This is a genomic window from Aminobacterium sp. MB27-C1, assembly GCF_030908405.1.
In the GTDB taxonomy this organism is placed as follows: domain Bacteria; phylum Synergistota; class Synergistia; order Synergistales; family Aminobacteriaceae; genus Aminobacterium.
The window spans coordinates 744,010-767,063 of record NZ_CP133089.1 but is presented as its reverse complement, the minus strand read 5'-3'; the positions used below and the strand labels follow the sequence as shown (position 1 = coordinate 767,063).

At 43.1% G+C, this 23,054-nt stretch carries 14 protein-coding genes and 1 pseudogene; 4 read left to right on the top strand and 11 right to left on the bottom strand.

Going from position 1 to position 23,054, the window contains the following annotated elements; genetic code table 11:
* Positions 1-12 precede the first annotated feature (12 nt).
* The 8 genes and pseudogenes from RBH88_RS03665 to RBH88_RS03630 form a co-directional block, all read right to left on the bottom strand.
* A complete protein-coding gene (locus RBH88_RS03665; RefSeq protein WP_213701197.1) occupies positions 13-1,098 on the bottom strand; it encodes an Ldh family oxidoreductase in 1,086 nt (361 codons plus the stop codon).
* Positions 1,099-1,101: 3 nt separating this feature from the next.
* Positions 1,102-2,577, bottom strand: coding sequence for a sodium:solute symporter family protein (locus RBH88_RS03660; protein WP_307879951.1), 1,476 nt, complete (start codon positions 2,575-2,577; stop codon positions 1,102-1,104).
* A 264-nt stretch (positions 2,578-2,841) separates the two neighbouring features.
* Positions 2,842-4,221: pseudogene (gene abc-f, locus RBH88_RS03655) on the bottom strand (ribosomal protection-like ABC-F family protein); the annotation flags it as partial.
* A 412-nt stretch (positions 4,222-4,633) separates the two neighbouring features.
* Positions 4,634-5,572, bottom strand: coding sequence for an outer membrane lipoprotein-sorting protein (locus tag RBH88_RS03650; protein WP_307879950.1), 939 nt, complete (start codon positions 5,570-5,572; stop codon positions 4,634-4,636).
* On the bottom strand, positions 5,569-6,843 hold the full coding sequence (locus RBH88_RS03645) for an ABC transporter permease (RefSeq protein ID WP_307879949.1): 1,275 nt from the start codon (positions 6,841-6,843) through the stop codon (positions 5,569-5,571). Before RBH88_RS03645 ends, RBH88_RS03650 begins: the two co-directional genes overlap by 4 nt.
* Positions 6,840-8,210, bottom strand: a complete 1,371-nt coding sequence (locus tag RBH88_RS03640) for an ABC transporter permease (RefSeq protein ID WP_307879948.1) — start codon at positions 8,208-8,210, stop codon at positions 6,840-6,842. Before RBH88_RS03640 ends, RBH88_RS03645 begins: the two co-directional genes overlap by 4 nt.
* 1 nt (position 8,211) lies before the next feature.
* The gene (locus tag RBH88_RS03635) at positions 8,212-8,910 is read right to left on the bottom strand and encodes an ABC transporter ATP-binding protein (protein WP_307879947.1); all 699 of its coding nucleotides are present in this window, start codon (positions 8,908-8,910) and stop codon (positions 8,212-8,214) included.
* 16 nt (positions 8,911-8,926) lie between these two features.
* On the bottom strand, positions 8,927-10,159 hold the full coding sequence (locus tag RBH88_RS03630; RefSeq protein WP_307879946.1) for a hypothetical protein: 1,233 nt from the start codon (positions 10,157-10,159) through the stop codon (positions 8,927-8,929).
* A 299-nt stretch (positions 10,160-10,458) separates the two neighbouring features.
* On the opposite strand from RBH88_RS03630, the gene RBH88_RS03625 reads away from it, so the two are divergent.
* The 4 genes from RBH88_RS03625 to RBH88_RS03610 all read left to right on the top strand — a co-directional run bounded on the left by RBH88_RS03625 (position 10,459) and on the right by RBH88_RS03610 (position 15,020).
* Positions 10,459-11,049, top strand: coding sequence for a GNAT family N-acetyltransferase (locus RBH88_RS03625; protein ID WP_307879945.1), 591 nt, complete (start codon positions 10,459-10,461; stop codon positions 11,047-11,049).
* A 95-nt stretch (positions 11,050-11,144) separates the two neighbouring features.
* Positions 11,145-11,948, top strand: coding sequence for a potassium channel family protein (locus tag RBH88_RS03620; RefSeq protein ID WP_307879944.1), 804 nt, complete (start codon positions 11,145-11,147; stop codon positions 11,946-11,948).
* Positions 11,949-12,096: 148 nt separating this feature from the next.
* Positions 12,097-14,535, top strand: coding sequence for an ATP-binding protein (locus tag RBH88_RS03615; protein ID WP_307879943.1), 2,439 nt, complete (start codon positions 12,097-12,099; stop codon positions 14,533-14,535).
* A gap of 128 nt (positions 14,536-14,663) precedes the next feature.
* Complete coding sequence (locus RBH88_RS03610) at positions 14,664-15,020, top strand: DUF488 domain-containing protein (protein ID WP_213699504.1); 357 nt, start codon at positions 14,664-14,666, stop codon at positions 15,018-15,020.
* 3 nt (positions 15,021-15,023) lie between these two features.
* Here the strand turns inward: RBH88_RS03610 and RBH88_RS03605 are convergent, their stop codons facing one another.
* The 3 genes from RBH88_RS03605 to RBH88_RS03595 all read right to left on the bottom strand — a co-directional run bounded on the left by RBH88_RS03605 (position 15,024) and on the right by RBH88_RS03595 (position 23,034).
* Entirely contained in the window at positions 15,024-15,344 is a 321-nt protein-coding gene (locus RBH88_RS03605; RefSeq protein ID WP_213699505.1) for a HigA family addiction module antitoxin, read from the bottom strand.
* 438 nt (positions 15,345-15,782) lie between these two features.
* The gene (locus RBH88_RS03600) at positions 15,783-21,296 is read right to left on the bottom strand and encodes an AAA domain-containing protein (protein WP_307879942.1); all 5,514 of its coding nucleotides are present in this window, start codon (positions 21,294-21,296) and stop codon (positions 15,783-15,785) included.
* Positions 21,297-22,113: 817 nt separating this feature from the next.
* Entirely contained in the window at positions 22,114-23,034 is a 921-nt protein-coding gene (locus tag RBH88_RS03595; protein ID WP_307879941.1) for an oxaloacetate decarboxylase, read from the bottom strand.
* Positions 23,035-23,054: the final 20 nt, after the last annotated feature.

Sequence of the window (23,054 nt, the reverse complement as noted above, 5' to 3'; positions counted from 1 at the left end):
TTTTTTAGGTTTTTAATGAAGCGGATTTGCAATATTAAAGGTTTGTGCGAAATCTTGCAATAGCATACATGTCGCAGGGTCGAGAGAAATGCCTTCTTTCATTGCTCTCTCTCTGTTTTCCCACTCTTTTTCACCATGGATATAAATTCTATCGTATCCGTCAGCCTTCTCGCTGTTCTGAATATCAGTAAGAATGGAATCGATATGCTTCTTTATATCGTTGGCGTTGCCAAAGAGGTCGAGTCTGAATGCCGCAAAGAAATGGGTGGTTCCAGACCCTTCGCCTTCGAATGTATGTTTGCTCCAACGACCGAGGGAAAGACCGGCACAGAGAAGTTCCACGAGAAGGCCCAGGCCATAGCCTTTATGACCTCCGAGCATCTCTCCTTCCCCACCGAGATAGAGGTGTCCGCCATAACCGCCCTGACGGTCTTTGAAAAGTTCCTCTATATGATGGGCATCAGTCGTATCTTTACCCTTTTCATCAACAGCCCAGCCAAGGGGCATTTCTTTGTTCCGCCTGTCGTAGACCTCAATCTTTCCATGGGCAACAGTTGTAGTCGCCATATCGAGAAGGAAGGGTTCTCCCCCATCTCTTGGAATGGCCACCGCTATGGGGTTGGTGCCAAGAAGTCTTTCCCGCCCACCCGTGACAATGCCACACCGTCTTGTATTGGTGAAGGCCATGCCAATCATGTCTTTACGAGCAGCCAGCTCAGCCCAGAAACCAGCAATTCCGAAGTGGTTTGAATTTCGTACAGATCCGAAACAGACTCCGCTCTGCTGAGCCTTTTCAAGGCACTTTTCCACAGTCACTTTTGAAATATAAGGCCCTATTCCGTTTTTACCATCGACAACGACAGAGACAGGTGTTTCGTGAACGATTTCCGGCTCCGCCTCTGGAACAGTGAAATTTCCATCAATATTCTTTTTATAGAAAGCGAGACGGGCAACGCCATGTGACGGAATTCCTCTGGCATCGGCCTCAACCAAAACTTTCGATGCTATCTCTGCTTGTGACTGGGGATATCCCAGTCCTTTCATAATTTCACACGTAAAATTCAAAAGCTTCTGATACTCGATTTTCTTGAAATCCATGAATTAAACCTCCTCGATCAAAGCTTCCCCCTTATTCAGCTCAATATGAGGAAGCTCCTCTTTTCTCTTCGACTCAAGTATATCGTGAGCCGGTTCCTTGCCTAAAATAGATGTGAGTAGAAAGACTCCCAAACACACGGGCCATTCAAGGTATATTACGTGGGGAACAATCCGCACCTGTGGAATAAATGTCCATGCCACCCAGATAAGAAGGGAGGTCAGTATCGTCCAAAAACCCGAAATCCTTTTACAGAGACGGGGGGCAATGAGATTGACCAGGATGAGTATGGTGAAAGAAACCATGACCGCCAAGGCTGACGTTATCGTTTTCAGAATGCTCACCGACGTTATGGCCAAGATGAAAGTAAAGGCGCTAACGAAAAGAATGATGATTCGCGAAACAAGAATTTCCTGTTTTTCTGAAAGTGTGCGATGGCTTATTCTCTTCCAAATATCTTCAAGTACGAGGGTGACGCTGCCTAGAAGAAGGGCAACGGCCGTCGATATATCAGCCGCCCAAAGTGCCGCAAGAAAGATTCCGCCTATGAGAGGGCTTATTGATGTCATAAGGGTTGGTAGAGCCATGGCTGAGTTTTGAAGTCCGGGAAATTTGTAAGCAGCGATAATTCCGAACATGGCGCAAAGGAACCCCACAGGTATTATTATCATACCACCAAGGATGAATCCCTTCTGCGCCGCTTTTTCGTCACGAGCAGCGAAAGCTATCTGAGATATGGCCTGTACAGAGAAAGCCTGAGTAACCATAACAACCATCCACGCCGCGACGACAGCTATTCCAACGCCGGAAACCCAGTCGAACCAGGGAGCTCCAACAGGCATAGAGATAACCAGATTTTCCATACCACCTACAGAATTCAGGCTGGAGATAAGGGCAGCGCATATTCCTCCATAAATAACGATAACATTGATAATACTTGCGAGACCGCCAGCAAGGTAGCCTCCTGCCACGGCAATGCCAACGAAAAGAGCTGCCGTAGCGACCATTCCGCTATGGAAGGTGAATATATCGGGAAGAAGGGCGGCAAGTACGGCCCCTCCCGCAACGTACTGAAGAGAGGTAATAACCATCATAATAAGAAGCTGGGCGATGGCCCCGAGGATTCTGGCGCCAGGTCCAAACATTTTGCCCATCATTTCAGGAATGGTAACAACTTCGATTCGGCGAAGGTATTTGGCTGCAAAGATACCTACTACGATACCGGCAACACCCCACGCCGCATTGTACCAACCGGCAGAGAGTCCCTGTGTGTAGGCGTTCTGAGCGACTCCAACTGTGGAAGCCCCGCCAATGGCAAGTCCTGCAAGCATTGTGGCAATCATGAGGGCTGGAAGTTTTCTTCCGGCAAGAAGATATTCTGCAGCACCACTGCCATGTTTGCTCTGAATACGATTTGCTATCACTGATACGACGACAAGTAGCGAGATGTAGATGACTAAGATAACCAACTGAATGTTCACATTACCCCTCCTCATAAAAAAAGGCCGGGTACCCTTAAAATGAAAGGGCACCCGGCCTGAGATTTCTGGTCAGACAGTACTAGAGGCTGACCACCTCAGGTGAGTCCCCGTCTGTAAACCAAAAATAGAAATAAAAGCTATTGGAAAGAACCATATTCTTTTGCATTAAGACCCACCTCTCTTTCGTACAGTCGTTCAGATTTTTCAAAATAGTGATGTGTACTTTATACGGGATGTACTTTTTTGTCAACTCAAAAACGCAACAATATTCATTTTTTTATTCTCAATGACACAGACCTTTGTAGCCACATTTTCTACTAAACGACGGTCGTGAGAGACGAAAATGATGGTTCCTTCATACTCTTTCAAGAGAGATTCCAAGGCATCTGTCGCATGGATATCGAGATAGTTCGTAGGCTCATCTAATATCAATGTATTGATATCGCTCAAAAGCACTTTAGCCAGAGCCACTTTTACACGTTCACCACCGCTTAAGACGTGAGCTTGTTTATAGACATCGTCTCTGAAAAAATGCAGCCGCGCTAACACCGTTCGGATAATTGTCTCGTTTTGCCTGGAAGAGGAACGTACGTTTTCAAGAATCGTCTTTTTGAGGTCAATTACACTCAGATTTTGACTAAAGTACCCGATCTTTACTGAAGGAGCAACGGTAATTCCTTTATCTCGATTGATAATCTTTTTTATAAAAGTGGTTTTTCCGCTTCCATTGGAGCCGATTATAGCCACTTTTTCTCCGCCATAAATATGGAAACTCGCCTTGTTCCAAAGAATTCGCCCTTCGATAACGCCCGAAACATCCTCGATTCGAAGAATGACCCGTCCTTTAAATGTCTCTGCGTTCGGTAAATTCATTTTAAGCGGAGGAACGTCGCGTATTTTTTCAACTTTTTCGAGCTTTTCCAACCTTGTTTCAATGGATGCCGCCGTTTTTTGCAGCTTCTTCTGCTTCTTGGCAAAATATGTTTTGGCACCTGGTAGTTTAGCTTCTGATCTACTCACCTTTTGGGGAGTTTTAGTTGCTCTTTCCGCCTTTTCCTTTCTCTGCCTCAATGCTCTTTCCAACTGCTTTTTCTTTGTTTCATACTTGTCATAAGCCACTTTCTGCTGGCGATATTTAAAATCTTTCTGCTGGTCGTAGTCACTGTAATTTCCCTTATATTCTTTTAATTCCCCATTATCGAGTTCCCAAATCGTGGTACAAAGCGTATCTAAAAAGGTTCTGTCATGAGAGACGAGAACAAAGGCCCCTTTCCACTGGGCCAGCGTATCTTCAAGCCATTCAATATGTTCTGTATCGAGATTCGTTGTCGGTTCGTCGGCAAATAAGATTTTGGGCGCCTTTTCAATGACCTCTCTAATGTAGCCTTGTGTTATTTCGCCACCGCTTTTTGTTGTGTCAGTACTCTTCAACTGAGGTAAAAGCATCGTCTGAGCGTGGCAAATAACTCTTCCATTTTCCGGATTCAACGTACCGGCCAATATATTCAGCAACGTTGTTTTACCGCAGCCATTACGGCCGACTAATCCTATTCTGTCATGTGTATGAATCTGTAATCGTTTTATATGGAAGAGCAAATTTCCTTTGATGTAATGTTCAATATTGAGAGCTTCTAATAAAATCATGAAATCATCCCCGTTTCGTACCTTCAGGGACAAAAAATGCCCCCTATCTACAATCAGAATAGGAGGCATATGCATTTACACAAATAAAAAAGATGCCGAAATAGAATGCCGGAAAGGAAGCAAGAAAGAACGCAAGAAGGGATGTAAAAAAGAAACCAGAAAGACGCCGGAAATCTAATCCTATTCTGAAAACATAACTGAAAGCATCAAAAGAGCGGCAGACACGCCTATCTGCCCTTAACACCTTCAATTCAACGGTTTTCGTAAATAGGATTAGTTGTTCATCTAGTCAATTCCCTCTTTCATATTTTTCTTGCTCGAAATATACGACATTTTCAGAGATGCAAGTAACGTATAAGGAATTATCAGTTATTTTAATCAAAAAAGCAACTCAATAAAAACCTGATGAAACCTATTTGCGCAAAGAAGCCTTGGAGAAGATGTAGTCGGGTATTTCAACATCAAATTCGATAGTATCTATAATATATTCCGTTCCCTCACCAGAGGCCAGAACATCTTTAACGGTCACCCTCTTGGGATACCATCGTTCTTGAACCTGAAATATTTCGTTAATGACGAAAGTTTTCAGAAGCTTGCCACTTTTAGCGAAACGGTCTTCTCGTAAGGGGAGAAAGTTCTCTTTATCCACCCACATTTTTCGCGAATAGTAGGATACTCCTTCTTCTTTGGCGATGAGTTCGAGCAGGTAGCAATTTCGATCGACGAGTTTTTCTTCACCGACGAGTTCTACGCTGTACATATTGCTGAGTTTGGGGTCTTCCATGTAGTCTTCGTAAGAGATGTCTGAGCCCATCATGGAACGCCGAAGCATGTGCCCCGCTATTTTTATTGTGCGGTCGGTTGATGGAGTGTAAATCCAGAGTTCGTTTTCAAGTTTGAGCATTTTCGTGCCCTTTTCCCGTGGCGGCGAAAGGAATTCACTAAAGGCCTTTTCAGCGCCCTGAACCCATGAAAGCACTTGTAATGTGCGGGAACCGCGCCGCCCCTTCACAATCATGGTGCTCGTGACTTTTCTGTTATCGGCAACATAATTTTCGTCAACTTTTTCAAGAATCTGCTCGCCTGTGAGGAGTGTGTGATCAGAGGAAGATATCTGTGCAGCGCTAGTTTCAACATTGGCGATGGCGGTTTCAGCGACCTCGACAATGCCGCCGAGTAGCGAAACTGTCAATATCGCCGCAATGATGAAAGCTCTAATGAGCGTTGACGCGAGGGCACCGGTTGGTGGCGATGTTAGTGCCACGGTTGATACCGACGTAAGGGCTGCAGCTGGTGTCACTACATTTGTCTCCCTTTTAAGCGCTCTTTTAAGCCCCCTTCTCCTCTTCATACTTCCAACTCCTTAATCAGTTGGGCTGTCTGCCTCTTATAGATGCCTATTCCTGCAAACATGGCTCCTGTTACTGAGGCGAACACTCCCGGAAAAAAGCCGATAAAATAACTTGCCGGCGTAACCTGTGCCCGTATGACGTTTGATATGAGCATGCTTGATTTCGGCATCATATCCCCAAAATCTATGCCCGTGTATTGCATATAGTACGAAACGGCGAGCCCTAAAGCGGTTCCCAAGATGGAACCGGCAATTCCTATAAAGCACGATTCAAAGATCATGGAACGATAGAGTCGCCCCTTGGATTCCCCCATGGCAAGACGAACGCCTATCTCTCCGTACCGTCGCAATCCGTTCATCAAGCCCGAGTTCCAGAGGACAATCGACATGGCCAAGACAAAAATACCTACGATAACGGCCCCCATGGCTTCGGCGTAATTCAGATATTCCTCGAAATTACTCTGCTGGCCGAGAGGCACCATTACAGGAGAGAATTCGTCATCAGACTTAGTAAATACTTCATTGAATCGCCGCGCGACATTACCCATTCGCGTATCGGAATAGAGCATGTCGCTCGTATACCCCACAATTTCACCAGCGCTGTCAACCATATCGAGGGCATTTTGCACGTCTCTGATATCTGCAATTATTGTGCCCCTATCCATGGGAATCATGCCAAAATAGACGGTTCCGGCAACCTTAAAATTGTACGTCGCCATGGAGCCATACATAGTCGAACTAATGAGCGTTACTGTGCTTCCGATGTGAAGATTCATTTTTTGAGCAAATTCGTCGCTTAACAATATTTCGTTTGGCTGTTTGGGGTAGGAACCGCGTACCATGGCTCTTTCAATGTTAAAGAGGTCTTTTTCTGGCGTGTCTTCGCTGAAGAGATCGATTCCAAGCCCCACGACGGGAGCCTGAACAAGAGTCTCTCCCCTTTCATCAGGAACATCAAGGAGCCCGCCAAAACGTATCCGCTGAGTCCAGATCATCTCTTTTTCATTCTCTTTGAGCCACATAAGAAGTTCGTTGGCTTCCATAATCGCCAAATCGTTTGGAACCTGGTCGGAAAGCTCTCTATACGCCTGGGTCATGACTTTGACATGGCCCGTATCGAATTTTGCCGTCGAACTGATGAGGTCGCCCATGGCTCCTTCCATGAAGCAGTAGAGAAAAACCGTAAGGAAGACACCGGCACTCACCATGAGCACGGGAAAGAGGCTGCGTGAACGGTCTCGAATCAATCCTTTCAGAATGAACGTAATCATGATATTTTTCCTTTCAGCGCCTCTGTGGGCTGGAGTCTCGCTATTTTACTCGAAGGAAGAAAGCTGATTGTGGTGACAACAACCATAATGAAGGCCATCGTCGTGAGAACAAGCTCTACGGAGTAGACAGGAAAAAGCTTATCGGAGAGAGCGAAACCGTATCCCTCCACCATCTGAGGAATGGCAATTCCCTTTTCTGATATATAGGTCAAAAGGGGCATGCCAAAGATGAGGGCGACAACGATGGCGAGGGCTCCCTGAATAATGCCTTCCATCGTAAAGACAAAAACAACCTGCATTCTCGTCATGCCGAGGGCGATTAGTGTGCCAATCTCCTTTCTTCGTCTGAAAAGAGAGAGGACCTGTGTGTCGAAGATGGCGAGCATGCCCAGAAAGAGCAGAATAAAATAGATAATGACGCTCGAAATTCTCTTTGTTTTTATCATTTCCGTGAGGTCTCTCATCAAGAAGGCCTGAGTTTTAAAAGGCCACTCTTGAGAGGTAATGTAGTGTTTGGCCTCGGGGCTCACGACTACAAGGGTCGCTTCGTTTTTCAAGAGTGTCATGTGCTGCAAGGCCTCAATGGGAACCCAGATAATTCCGTTATCGATAGACGAAACCTGAGTATCCATGATGTGTACAATCCGTCCTTCGGTGGCGTCAAAGGTTCCGTAGGAATCCCTCCAGCGTATGGTGAGATAGTCACCTATAGCGAGATTTTTGCTCTTCGCCATTCTCTTTCCGATAAGTATGGGCAGTTCGTAAATTGCGGCGGCGTTGGTGCCGGCCGGGGCGCTGGTACCGCGATTGGCGCCAGAGGGAAGAGCGACGGCGATACTGGTCGAGGCGACGGCACTACTGGGGATCGCGGCCTTGGTCGCACTCTTGACACCGTTTGTGCCGAAAGCAGCTGCCGTATCTCCGAAACTGTCGGAAACACTGGCATTACCAACCTCGCCTGAAACGAGAAGAGAGCGCGTAGGAATATTGAGAATGGCCTGGGCGGGATCAATTCCCCGAAGCTGAGCGGACTGCGCTCGTCCGGCAGGATAGATTGTGGCCTGGCGAATGAGGATCGGGGTCGCTTTTTTCTCTTCAATCAAAGAAACGAGACTTGAGGGAATAACGCCATGACCGTCATCAATAGAGAGGGCATCGTATGGATCGTAATCTTTGTGCCAATATTGGCCACCTGCAATTTCGTCTTCAATCATTGCTCTCGATGTTTGGGCGAGCACACCCGTATATAGCCCCTGGAATCCGACGATCACGACGAAGGTCAGCGCAAGCACGGCAACATTGAGCCATGTGCGGAGCCCTGCTTCTTTTATATTGCGATAGGCTAACTTGGCAGCGACACCGAGCATGTCAATCCGCTCCTTTAGATGGAATTTCGTCTTTCGCCACGTGCCCATCGAAGAGGTGGATTTTACGCCTCAGGTATTTCATGACCTTCTCGTCATGGGTCGCAAATATAAAGGTGGTTTCGAGCTCTTTATTGAGCCGCACCATCATCTCCAAAATGTTGTAGGAATTCTCGCTGTCAAGATTGGCCGTAGGCTCGTCTGCCAAAATCAAGGCAGGCCGCTTCACTACAGCCCTGGCCACTGCCACCCTTTGACACTCCCCTCCCGAAAGCTGAGCTGGCTTGGAATCCACCTTGTCTGTTAATCCCAGCCATTCCAAAGCATCGAAAACTTTCTGCCGTCTCTCCTTAAGGGGCATCTTCAAAAGCAGCAATGGAAACTCTATGTTTTCATAGACGCTATAGACGGGAAACAGGTTGTACGTCTGAAAAATAAAACCAATGTGGTGGTTGCGCAGCGCCGCGGATTCCTTCTGAGAAAGGCTCTCTACGTTTTTATCAATAACCACGATACTTCCTTCAGATGGAGCGTCGAGGGCTCCGATAATGTTCAAGAGGGTTGTCTTTCCTGATCCGCTGGGACCAATCAATCCGCAGAATTCTCCCTTTTCGAATTCAAGGGTCACGCTATTCAGGGCAGTAAAGAAATGGTTGCCCATGGGGTATCTTTTTGTCAGATTTTTTATGGTTACTATAGACATGAACAGGCCCCCTTCGCTAATAGTTGTACACGAGGGTGAGGACGAGCCCGGTTCCGGAATAAACGCTATGGCCATCGTCACCGTTGTGAAAAGCCGTTACGTTAATGAGCCAATCATCGTATGTACGCTGCCAGCTTACGTTGGGATAGAGATCCTTTTCTTGCCAGTCGTAGTAGGTCAGGATAGTTACAGTGTCGAGAATGCCGGTGCTGAAGTCGATGGAAAGGGCGGATATTTCAGAGTCGGTGTCATGGCTCCATACGTCGCTGCCAGATGCTTCAATAAAATGCTCTGCCAGAACGTGGACGCCGGAGGCAATATCGAAGGTGTAGTCGGCTCCCAGGGTGAGATATGAGGTGTAGAGAGAGTTGTTGGAGTCTCTTTTAAGGTGGCTCATAACGAATTCGAACCAGAGCCCGATTCCCACGTCGAAACTTCCATCGAGGGCGTAACGCTGTTCCAGACCGTCGAGTAAGGTTCCTTCGTTGTGAAAAGCCGGAACCTTTGAACTTCGAGAGTTCCACCACTCCCGATCGACACGCCTGTTGTGATATGTGAAGGCTATCTCTCCATTAGCCACTGGGATTTGATATCGCAAGCCAAACTCCGGTCTGTCTTCATCTGTTTTAAAAATTTCCATTCCCTTGAGATCGTCGTTTCCATATAAGCCCCACACCCATATATTCGAATTGTTGGGGAAATAATAGCGCCCGAGAAGGGCGTAGACTCCGTCGGTCAGGCTCAAAGGGTCGCGGGGGTCTATCTGGTCGAACCATTTTAAGGAACGAAGGATCCGCGCCGGTCCAAAATTGATTCGTTGAAGGCCGAGACGAACTTCATACCTCTCGCCGGAGAGTCGCACCCAGGAACGATACAAATCGGTATGAAAGTTGTCTTCGAACTCTTTGAAGGCATCGAAGGTTGTAAAGGTGCGGATGTTGAAAGAGACAAGAGCGTCAAGGGATAGGGCTGTTTGCGCATCTGTGGCAACGCTTGTGGCGGCGTCTTTTTCGGTGCCAAAATCTATTGTTATTTCGGGAATGTATCGGATTCCCAACGAACCGTCTTCGTCGTCGTTGTATGCCCCCCAGAGTGAAACCTGCCCCGAGTGTGTGAATGTGGCGGCATGGCTTACAGCAGGCCCCCATATGCAAAGGCCCAATAATACAAAGAGAGTTCCCAAAATCATAAATCCGGGCGCACACATTCCGGCCTTACATGTTTTCTGACGAGACACCGTTATACTCATGCCTATGGTTAACCTCCTGCATCTTTAGAAGCAAAACATCTTGCAAGGTTAACTTTGGACGAGATGAAATGACGAATTGTTTATATAAGAATACCATCTAGGAATTCTATTAGGCAAATGTTCTTTGCTTTAAATGAGGTAACGGTTCCTTCGTACGGAGCAAAATTTTATCGTTTTCCAAGCTCCAACTTTAGGTTGTTCGTTTCGCGGTTCCTTCGTACGGTGCAAAAAATTTTATCGCCATATAGTAATTTTTTTATGCAGGCTTTAATATAAAATGTAAAGGGAGGCGAGAATAAATGCCAGACTTCGAAGATTACGTCGGCTTCAAAAAAACCCAAGGCTCCGAAAAATTCGAACGCTATAAACTTAAGACCAATCGCCTGGTACTCATAGCCGCAACGTGTGACCACATCAATGCGGAGCTTGAAAGCAATGCCAAGCTTGCCATGCTTCTAAACGCTGAAATTAGCAGCAACTGGCCGCCTGGCGAATATGACCGAAACGCACAAGAATATTTTAAGGCTCGCCTTGAAGATGGTGGACTACCTGTCTCTGGATGGTATGTCTGGTATGCCCTTCTTCCTAAAACCCCAGATCGCCCCTCAACTCTGATCGGATCAGCCGGCTATTTTGGGCCTCCGACGCCAAAAGGTGACGTCGAAATTGGCTTTTCAGTCATGGGGAAATGGCAAAATAAGGGGTACGCTACAGAGATAGCCAAGGCTCTTATTGCAAATGCCTTCAGAGATAGTCGCACTTTCAAAGTGGTAGCCCACGCCTTGCCAGACAATCTTCCATCGTGCAAAGTACTGACGAAGTGCGGTTTCCATTATGTGGGAATAGATGAGGAATCAGGGTATAACCGTTTCGAAATTCTACGCCCGTAATTGGCCGGTTCTACCATGCCGGAAACATGCAAAAAATAAGTCGAGGTGTTGGAAATTATGATGTACAAAGAAATGTATAAAGGCGGCTGCTTATCATGAATACCAACAGGTTGAAAGGTGTATCCCTTTACGAAATTTCTCTCGGCGTACTGGCCATTCTCTCTGTCGCTTTGCTTATTATTCAGGAACGTGCGGAAATTTCTCTCGACCAAGAGCAAGTGCTCGACGGCATTGATTTTCTGATCTGGGGAATTTTTGCCAGCGACTATTTTTATCATCTCGTTTTCTCGCGCGACAGAAAAGTCTACGTCAAAAACCACATTATAGAGCTTGTAGCGATCCTTCCCTTCAACGCCCTCTTTAAAGGAATTCGTGCCTTTCGCCTCTTCAGGTTTGTGCGGATTTCCTTATCGCCTCATTCGGTGCGATTTGTAAGGCTCATTGCCTACTTTGGAAGAACACATAACTATCTTTCCCGCTTTCTCAAATATCATCACTTCCAGTACGTTCTTTTTATTACGGCCTCTGTGGTTATATTGGGAGCCGTCGCTATTCGCAACTTTGAAAACATGGATTTTTACGATGCTCTCTGGTGGTCGTTCGTTACGGCAACAACAGTCGGATATGGAGACATCGCCCCTACAACAATGGGAGGACGTATTATCGCAACGATTCTCATGTTGGTAGGCATAGGCTTTATCAGCATTCTTACAGGAACCATCGCCTCTTACTTTATCTCACCCAAACAGGAAGAAGAGCGAAATTCCAAGCAGGAATTTGTCACACTCGCCTTATCACGGCTTGAAAAATTCGACAATCTCACGTTGCCAGAGGTGCAAGATATTTGCCGTGTTCTTGTCAGTTTGAAATCTGAGGAAAGCGCGGGCGGTGAAAAATAAACGGCATAGCGACACTATGAATACGGTGGCGTGCTGTGAGGCTGGAAAGCAGCATAGCGGCATGGTAGCGAAGTAAATCAGCGACGCCACGCGGCACGTTTTATTTTAACAGTACAGTCGAGAATGCTAGCAGCAAGGAGGAATGATGATGGAAAACTTCGAACTCATGGGGAAGTTTTACCTGGGTAAAGAGATAGATCCCGCGACAGGGAAAAAGAGTGACACGCTTGTACTCTACGATTCCAAAGACCTCACAACCCACGGAATGATCATCGGTATGACGGGAAGCGGCAAAACGGGGCTGGGCATGGCTCTTCTTGAAGAAGCCCTCATGGATAACATTCCAATTCTCGCCATCGACCCCAAAGGAGACATCACCAACCTCCTTCTCTCTTTCCCAGAGCAAAAGGGCGAAGATTTTCTTCCATGGATCAACAGAGAAGACGCCACAGCCGAGGGACTTTCTGTCTCGGACTATGCGTTAAAAGAGGCTGAAAAATGGACGAAGGGACTCGCAAGCTGGGGAATTAACGGAGCAAGAATCAGAAAGATGCGTGAATCCATCGATTTCACCATCTACACTCCAGGAAGCAATGCAGGAGTGAAAGTGAACGTGCTCGGTTCCTTCAGATGCCCTTCTGAAAAAGTGAGAAACGACCGCGACCTCTTTCTGGAGAAGGTTCAAAGCACCACAACAACGCTCCTCTCTCTTCTGAACATTGAATCTGACCCCATTTCCGGAAGGGAACACCTGCTGATTTCGAAGATATTCGAAGAAAGTTGGCAAAAAGGGCATGATATCGACCTTCCATCCATTATAAACGGCGTACAGACTCCTCCTTTCGACCATATTGGCATTATGCCTACAGACACCTTTTACCCGCCAAACGAACGTTTCAAGCTCGCCCTGGCCCTCAACCAGATTCTTGCGTCTCCCGCTTTCAATCAGTGGATGACAGGAGACCCCCTAGACATAGGTCGCTTTCTTCATACTGCGACAGGAAAACCGCGAGCATCTATTTTCACGATCTCACACCTTTCAGAGAACGAAAGGATGTTTTTTGTCTCTATGCTGCTCAACGAAATCGTAGGCTGGATGAGGAGTCAGACGGGAACGCCCAGCCTTCGGGCCATCCTCTATATAGATGAGGTGTTCGGCTATATGCCTCCAGTGAAAGAACCCGCTTCGAAGAAACCACTTTTGACGTTGTTGAAACAGGCGAGAGCCTTCGGAATTGGAGTCGTTTTAGCTACACAAAACCCCGTGGATCTGGACTACAAGGGACTTTCAAATATTGGAACGTGGTTTATCGGCCGACTTCAAACACAACGGGACAAAGACCGCGTTCTCGAAGGAATGGAACGACTCGAAAGTATATCGGGGTTCGATCGGGAATTCCTCGACAAGGCCATAACAGGGCTGAAAAAAAGAGAGTTTCTTCTCAATAACATTCATGAAAACAGCCCGTCGATCTTTACGAGCCGCTGGGCCATGTCGTATCTGCGAGGGCCCCTGTCACGGGAGCAGATTAAAACACTGATGGGAGAATGGGTACCGAGGCCGGCGGCACTGACAGAGCCAGGGCTGGAAACGTTAACGGCGGCTGAAGAAGCGCTGGTGAGACCTGCCGCGACACCGACAGAGCCAGCAGCGCCGGCAATATCACTAGCGTCAGTCAAACCAGCCATATCGCCCGATATTCCAGAATTCTTCGTCGATACTGCGACGGGGCGCGGTTCCTGGGCATATAAACCCTTTATTCTAGGAATCGGCGACATCTACTACTCCAGCACCAGCCTCGAAATCGACACTCACATAACTTACACACTGGGGGCGGAAGCACCTGGCACCTTCGACCCTGATTGGGAAAGGGGTTTCGACCTCGACATCGCTCCAGAAGAGCTACGGACAACGGCCGCTGATGGCATACCTTTTTTCGAACTCCCCAAAGCTCTGGCTGAGCCACGCAATTACACTACATGGGGAAAAGCCTTTCAACGATGGATCAGGCAGAACAAACCTCTCGTCATCTATAAGAATCAACCTTTGAAAATAGTCAGCCTGCCTGAAGAAAGTGAAGCCGACTTTGCCATACGAATTAACGAAGCATTGCGAGAAAAAAGGGATATTGAAATCGAAAAACTACGGAAAAAATACGACAGCAAAATGGCAACTCTACAAAAGCAACTCATCGCGGCGGAACAGGCCATCGATCGAGAAAGCGAACAGGCAAAACACCGAAATATGGAGACAGTCATATCTTTCGGATCGGCTATAGCAAGCGCATTGTTCGGCAGAAAAAGCCTCACGGCGACATCCACCTATCGAATGGGATCTGCCCTTTCCAAAGCGGGACGACTCAAAAAAGAAAAGATGGATGTAGCAAGGGCTGAAGAGAGGTTCTACTTTTTACAAAATCAAATGACAGACCTTGAAGCACAACTGAACGAAGAGATGGATATTCTCACGAGAGGTATCGAGAAATATAAAGAGGCGACGCGGGAATCTCTGGTGCGCCCTAAGAATACGGACATTAACATCAAAGCCTTTGGCCTTGCGTGGATTCCGGTGAGAATTGGAGAGTGACGAAAAACGAAACGTATAGAGGCTGTGCAGGCAGCAAGATTTAACGCCGTTAGTATCAAGGCAATCGGGTTCGCCCACCTGCCATTACTGCCGGCGGCTTAGAGTTCTTGCCAACGAGGAGGGAAAAGATGCCTATAACGCTGAAACGAATTTACGAAGAAGCGGATTCAAGCGATGGATATCGCATTTTAGTCGATCGCCTATGGCCTAGAGGATTATCAAAAGAGAAGGCAAAAGTAGATGAATGGATGAAGGAAGTTGCTCCATCAAACGAGCTTCGAAAGCTCTTTCATGGCGGGGAACTCGCTTGGGCTGAGTTTGAAAAGCAGTACCGGGAAGAGTTGGAAACACACCTTGGGGAGCTTCGAACCCTTGCAGAGAGGGCAAAAACTCTCAAAGTGACGCTACTTTACAGTTCTAAGAATAGTGAGCAGAACAACGCAACGGTACTGAAAGAGTATTTGGAAAGCATGAACGGAGAATAAAGCTTATATTTGGGGCGACGTCAATTCTGCTCGATCAGATCGTATAACTTCACATTTCTCATTGTATTTTGCTTGCAAATTGAGCCATAAACCGGCACTAGTCCCCAACACAGTTGCTAGTTTCATTGCTACATCTTCATGCACAGACGCTTTACCCGACAAAATCTCACTTAAATGTTTTGAAGAGATGTCCAGACGTTTCGCAAATTCATCCTGTGTAATTTCCATATCTTCAATGAGTTCTTTGAGATAAAAACCTGGGTGGAAAGCCAATATATTGTCGTATTCTATTTTGCACATATTTTTTTCTTTTCTATTACTCATAGTGAGGGATCACCTTTTTTCTAATGCTTATGTATATATATGATAACGTACAATATCTTTCATATATTTCTATCAGAACTGAAGAAGTGTAAGAGCCCACACCTCTCTAGGTTCATCAACCGCAAAATTCAGAGAAAGACACGAGCAGTTGGGAACTTTTCAGTCAGAAAAACCATCAATTCCATCCAGTAATTCCAATACTTTCCAAGTTTAGTCACAACTTTGCGCTAAACTTGTGCTGATATCTCTTCTTTGCTTATAGTATGATACTCGTATCATGCTATAAGTTATTAAAGACTTATAGTCTAGCGTATTATGATGTTTATCCTGACTCTTTGTTAAGTTATGTAACTACACCAGCAATAAACAAAATAACGTAATTTTTTAATGAAACTTAATTACAATTATCTGTTTCGCCTATTCTAGAGAGAATCCTTTCTAATTCTTCTTTTGGATATCTTCAAAAATAAAACCGTCGTCTAAACATTTTTCATAAATACTATTAGCCCATTTTTCCTGTTTTTCAGAAAGAAGCCACTTATTGGATATCAACCTACCGACTTGAAAAACAAAATGCCTTTCTTTATTATTCAACTTATTATTTTCTTTAGCCCAATGTGCTAACGCAAACCAGAAATCAGGATTCTCATTTTTGAGCTGAGATTCAAAAGAATCAACCTTAGGGTTGCTCGCTTTTTCCTTTTTAATTCTGGCATTTTTCGAATTGGAAGATTTCAATTTCTGTTTTTTTAACTCTTCTACAGATGCATCCTCCGTTTTTTCGTTATTTTTCTTAGCTAGATGTTTTTCCGTTTCTTCAGAAAAGAAATTCAATCCCTCGTCTTTTATTGGATCATTTTTATTTTCTACACTAATCTTATTATTTATTTTTGACTTCTCTTCACTCACTTGTAACGCATTATTAGTATCTTTTTCAGATAAATCAGAGGTCTCATATTCAAAAGTACCCTCAGATACCTCTTGATTATCCTGAAAGCCTTTTTCAAACGCTTCTTGACTAACTCTTGGAATTTGATCAATTTCATTTAATATTTTCGTAGTTTTTTCATCGTCCTGATCCAAAGTCTTTTTCACATTTTCAAAATTCAGAAATTCGCCTTCATACTCTCGTTGAGATGACTCTTCTACATTGTTCTTAGAATTAGCTGAATAAGATTTTTTACTAGTAACAAACTCTTTCTCATAACTTTGATTTTCTTCTTGATGCTCAGGATAAAATAATAGATCATTATCTTTTATCTTTTGCTTATCTAAAACAATACCTGCTGTATCAACAGTATCTGTTGATACAGCAGGGCTTACTTCAAGAATAAAACTTTCTTTCTTCTGAAAAGCTACAGGTGTTTCGAGCAAACTTTCAGGTATCGCTATATTTTTTTCTCCACTTTGGATCATAGATGCTAATCTAGCTATTTCACTAACTTCTCGTTTATATGCTAAAGGATCGTTACTAGACTTTGAATTTTGGAAAGACATAGTTCTTTCGATACCTAAACTTGCCAATTTATCCTTCACTTTTTTCATAGCTTTAACCTTATCACTATAAAAAGCACTACCTCTTATCCTGATAAAAGTCCAACCAAGCCTTTCTAATATAGACTGTCTTGCAAGATCTTCATGTAAAGTTTCAGGCGTATGGAATTTTTCTCCATCACACTCTATAGCTACTTTTTTCCCGTTGCTCTGTACCACCATATCTATTCGATAGGCACCTACTTTCCATTGAGGTATTATGTCGTAACCGCTAATGACAAGGTCCTGCAAAACTTCTCTTTCGAAGGGCGATTCTGTTCGTTTTTCAAGATCTTCAAACGTTATTTCCCATGCACTAGGATCCAAGGAATATTCAATAAGTTGTCTCCTTAAATCACCAGGTTTTAGATCCGTATAAGGATCTAAAGAATACACTACCCACATCTGGTCCTTGGCTCTACTTGCCGCGACATTGAACCTTTTCTTATGCATATTCTGTTGTCCTCCGCTAAGCATTTTATGTGGAGGATTTTCTAATGAACTGTAAACGAGTGATAAGAAAATAACATCTCTTTCATCACCCTGGAAATGGTACGGAGAACCGCACAAGATTTCATGTTTTTCATAAACATCTTCAGGAATGTACTCTTTCAAGTATTTTTCAATTTCCAAAGTCTGTGCATCTCCATAAAGAGAAATAACACCCATCGTTTTCTCTTCATATTCGGGAAGTTTTGTACATACCGCCATGATAGATGCAATTTGCTTAGCCTCTACTGAATTAACCTTGTTATCATCACAATATCCGTTATTGACTCTGAAGGGAATAACTGGGGGTTTTAAATCAGTGCTACTTGATTCCCTCAAAGGAAGGATATTCCCATTGTAAGAAAGTCTATTGCTAAATTGTATGATTTCAGGCACGCTTCTAAAATGCTCCCGTAAAGCTATAACTTTCCCAGAATTTCTTTTTGCTATATCGTAAATACTAGCAGTGCCATCATAAAGAGATTTAACAGGAATATCCAGAAGGTATTGATCCATAAGCTTACGAACAATATCTAGCTTCTGCCCAATAGCAAGTGGACTAACCTGCTGATCATCACCCACAATAACTAACTTCTTCCCCAGATATATAGCAATAAAGGCCATTACATCGCATTGACTAGCTTCATCTATTATCACGACATCAAAAGAAGTACTCCCAGGTTCGAAAGATTCAGCTACCTTAATAAGAGGCATAATCCAAACCGGGACAGCACTTATACATTGATTCATAGCCTCTTTAGCATCTCTAAGTAAAGCAGCAGCATTTTTAACTTTTCCTGTTTTGCCCAGTTTTTTTATAATCTGAGTGTATGCAACTAAGGCGCTTCTTTCTTTTTGGGTTGTTCTTTCGATCTGTCTTCTCCAAGCTTTTACAGAAATAAGATTATTGGTAAGATCTTTCAACACATCTTGTCTGTACGCGATTTCATCCTGAATATCTTCAATAGAGGTCTTATTTATTCTTTTAACTTCTAGTAAGATTCTTTTCCATTTCCAAGCTTCTAAAAGGTCACCAGGAGGCTGACTCTTACCCCATATACCATTCCGACTTTTTACAAGATTTGCCCATTCTTTAGAATAACCTGTGATTTTTCCTGTTATATTCTGCTTCTTTTGATAAAGGGGCTTCATCCGATAAAGTTCTTGTAGTAAATTAATGGACTCTTCATAAGCTTGGACATCAAAATGTTTAAGATATGATTTTATATTACAAATAAAGGAATGGTTATTTTCTGATTCCATTTCTTCAAGATAAATGATAATTTTTTCCAATTTTTGACAAATTTCAATATTATCAATTTTTTTCATTCTAATAGGTAAGACATGATGACATAGTCTCTCAAGACTTTCTTTCAGGTTGTCGATCGCTGCCTCTCTTGATTCCGAGCCTAGGATAGGATCGCAAAAACTTTCCCAGTTGAACCCCAAATTTCTCAAGGAAACAATAAGAGACGAAAATTCATTAGAATACCAATATAAATATTTTGATATCATTGGCTTGACTTGGAAATATAGTTTGTGAGCAAGGTCTTCGTCTGGCGTTTTCTCACTACTAAACACCAATGTTGGACAAAGGGCAACGATAGAATCTATGAGTAGCTCTTTTTGTATTGCATATTCAACTTCAGCAAGCAAAGCTATGTAATGATCTCTGCTTTGGGGTTTCCCTAGAGATATCTTTGAAACTTCTGTAATTTTTTTCCATTTTGGCTTAAGAAATAATTTTAAAAAAGATAATCCACTATTGTCACTAAGATAATCAACTATTTCTTTTAATTCCTTTATTATCTCATCCTTGGGCAAATCTAATTTTTTGTAATCTATTTCAGGTTTCAGGCGAATCCGCTGAGACTTCAATTCGTTAAGACTTTGGAAAAGATATTCTATCTTTTCCATCATATCCTCCCAAGGTTGTAATCTGTTACCTCCAAGATAGCCGTCATAAAGAACTTCCTTTTGCCAATTATCCCCGAATGTCAATGTTTTTAAACATTGTTGGGCAAAATTCCACACCAATTCTATATCTCTGGCAGAAACACATCTTTCAGAATCCCATAAAGGATCAAAGGGATCTTGAACAAATTGCTTTGAACTTTCATAAACTTCTTTCATTTTAAAAAGTTCTTCTGGGGTAGGCAATTTGGAAAAATCTAGCAAGGGATCCATAAGCAAGGTTTCTTCTTCTTTTGAAATCTTGTCATTAAACTCAAAGAGGTAATCAAATTCCTCCTGTGTAATAGGAAGAGTCTTTTCAGATACATCAGGATCAGGAAGCCATGAATGTACATCTACCCCTTGAGCAATCTTTTTCCCAGCTTCAGAAGGGCTTAAGGTCTGACCATCTATTATAATTTCTGTGTATTCAGATCGGAGAACCTCAATCAACTGTGCTTTGAATCGGTTTAACTCAGATAGTACATTATCTCGATTTTCTATAAGTCTTTTTTCTTGTTGAATTAATTTTCGAGGATCCTTTGATGTTAGATTTTTAACAATTTCGTTTACAGAAGACTCAAGATCCTTCTTAGCTTCAAGATCATCCTGCAAAACACTCACTGCCAAAGAACGTAATTCTTTAACTATATGTCTTTTAAGTACCCGGAGAGGTTTTGAGGTTTTACTTGTCACTAAGACTCTCTTACCTTGAGCAAGAAGATGCCCTATAAGATTAGCAATAGTATGGCTTTTTCCAGTACCCGGAGGTCCCTGCACAAGAACTGAGTCATAGACCTCTAGTGATTCTGCAATTTTCATCTGTTCTTCATTACTTTCTTTGCCCAAAAGAATTTCACTAGTTTTTATAGCTTTCCTTGAAAAGTCTTCATTGTAGTGGTTTACACAATCATCTTGATCTACACCAACTATATTTTTGAAAAAACTCGAAGGTTCTTCTCCTCTCTCAATATTTTCAAGAATCTTCTCAATACAGGAAGCGAACCCTAAGTCTTTATTACGAAGGAATAAAACAGGTTTTCTAACTATCTGTGGATATTCTTTGAACTGAAAAGACTCGTTATTCTCAATAAATTCACCATTGGAGACTACAGAGGAAATAAACCTTTTGAGGAAAATTTCTACTCCCGTTCTTCCAAGAGGATGAAAATGCTCTTCATTCACTGATTTAATAGCATCCGCTATGGAAAAAGCATCTACATCAGTATTAGAATGAAAAATCTGGGAATAAAACTCAGAGGGCTTATCCGAAGGCAAAATGGAAAACTCTACTTTTTCAGGATCAAATTGTAATTGTACCTGCTGTAACAATAGAGGATGATATAAACGACCTTCTTCTATACTCCAAATTATAACTCCATCACCTAAAATTATTTCAAAGCGATCAGGTTCCCTTTTAAAGAGCCTGTATAAATCGTAAAGATCCTCGTAGATCTTCATAGTCCTTCGATTTTGCTTTTCTTTTTCTGCCCAGACTTTTCTTTTTTCCAACCAGCTTAAATAATCAGTAACCCTTTTTTCATTATCATTAAAGTACTCCAATTCCGTATCATTTTTTTCTGTACTATCTCTAGACATGAGAGGAAACCCATTCTTTTCGTTAGGTCTACTTTCTATAATCTGGACTTCTTTAAAAGGATTTTCCCATCCCCCATAAAGCCAGCTCTCAAAACTTTGAGAAGGAGCCGGACAATATTTCAGTTCAGGACGCTTTACTACGAGGATATTTTCAAGGTCAATATCATTACCATCCTCATATAAATCGAACATATCTAATTGATCTGTGGATTTTCCTAAAAGTTTTAAATTCGGATGTTTGGGAAGAGATTGAATCCACAATTTCCACGAATAATCCTCAACATTCTTAATCGCAGGATTTCTGTGTTGGTTAAGTGCTTCTAGATATTTGAAAAGCTGTTTCATTCTATGATTCGCAGTTTGTGAAGAATAGCCCATTTTTTCGACAAGCCCCCCAGATGAAGGGCTATAAAAACTATAATTTAAATTACATTTATTACAATAATCATTTAAAATTCAAATAATTATTTACTAAACTCTGTGCAAACTTATTTTTAATATAAAGAACCATTAAGCCCTTCGCACATAGCCTAACATAATATTTGAACTTAGTATATAACTATCGAAACTAAAAAATTAATCTTATAGAATATTTTATGACGGATGAATATTAGACAATGAGCAGCAGATGTAGTGTGCTGTGTATGAGTATATGTACATGCACCAAAACGCTTTTTCCTGTCAAAGCATCTGAGTACGAAAAGATGACAGTCTAACAGCATTATTAAAACGACCGTCATTTGTAACCTGCCGCCTGTCTTTTGATCTTTGCAATCAATGTTTCGATAAAATACTTCATGTTATAAAGTGCTGTAAAGACTAGTTTATAATCGCCGATTGAAGTTTTTCCTCGGTTTTTGCCGTTGACGCCTCAAGCATAGAGACAAAATCAGTAGCGTTAATATCCCAATTGTCTTGAAAATGCTTAACAGCCTCCCACTTATACTTTTCGTCCACCCAAAGCAAATGAAGGAAATATTTGTGATTTTGGTAATTTTTCAGGAGGAATTAAGTTACTCCGCTCCGCTTCAATATCGCTCCTGAATCTGAAATGTTAACAAGAACATTAAAATCATAAAACATTCGACACTACTTGTACAAAAAAAGCGGAGGTGGCATAAAGTCTCAGCCAGGCTCCGCTTTCGTTTTAGCTAACTCGCTATTGGCAACGTTTTGTTTTTAGATTCGCTACTCGCTACCCCACGATCTTTTCTTTACCGTGGTATTTTTCCTCAATAACGCTTGTGGGAAGATACTTTTCTTCCAGCTTTTTGATGTTTTCAAGGTGAACAACTTCCGTAAATTCCTTAAATGTAAATAGTTTATCGAGATATTTATCAGAGACGCCATTTTCCTTGATCTCTCTCATAACATCAAGCATTCCCCTTGCGGCGGCATAGAGAGAAGAAAGGGCTGGAACGATCCACTTATACCCCATCTCTTCCGCTTCATTTACTGGAACGAGTGGCGTTTTTCCTCCCTCTATCAGGTTGAGCATGAGCGGAATGTCTTTCAATTCAGAGGCAGTCTTTTTAATTTGTTCCCGTGTTTCCATAGCTTCTATGAATATCATATCAACTCCAAGCTCTGCCGCTTTTCTGGCACGGTCAAGGGCATCGCTGTATCCGTTGACGGCAATGGCGTCAGTTCTGTAAATAATTATGAAATCTGGGTCAATATCTTTTCTTGCGTCCATGGCAGCTCGAAGTTTGCCTTCCATCTCTTCATAGGGAATAACCTGCTTGCCTTCCATGTGTCCGCATCTTTTCGGGGCTACCTGATCTTCCAAAAAGAGTCCGGCTGCTCCTGCATTTATATATTCCTGTACGGTGCGATACACATTGATAGCATTGCCAAAACCGTTGTCGGAATCCCCAACTACGGGGATATTTACCGCTCTTGCCGTAGCTCTGACCTGGCTGACCATTTCAGAAAGTGTAAGAAGGCCGACATCGGGTTGTCCCAAAACCGCAGCAGCTGTTCCATATCCAGAATGTTGAAGAGCTTCGAATCCTGCCATTTCGCATATTCTGGCGCTTAGAGAATCGTAAACGCCTGGAGCAACAACGGCTCGGGGCTCTTGTAATCTATTTCTTAACAGAGTAGATTTTCTCATGATTTTTCCTCCAAATGGTT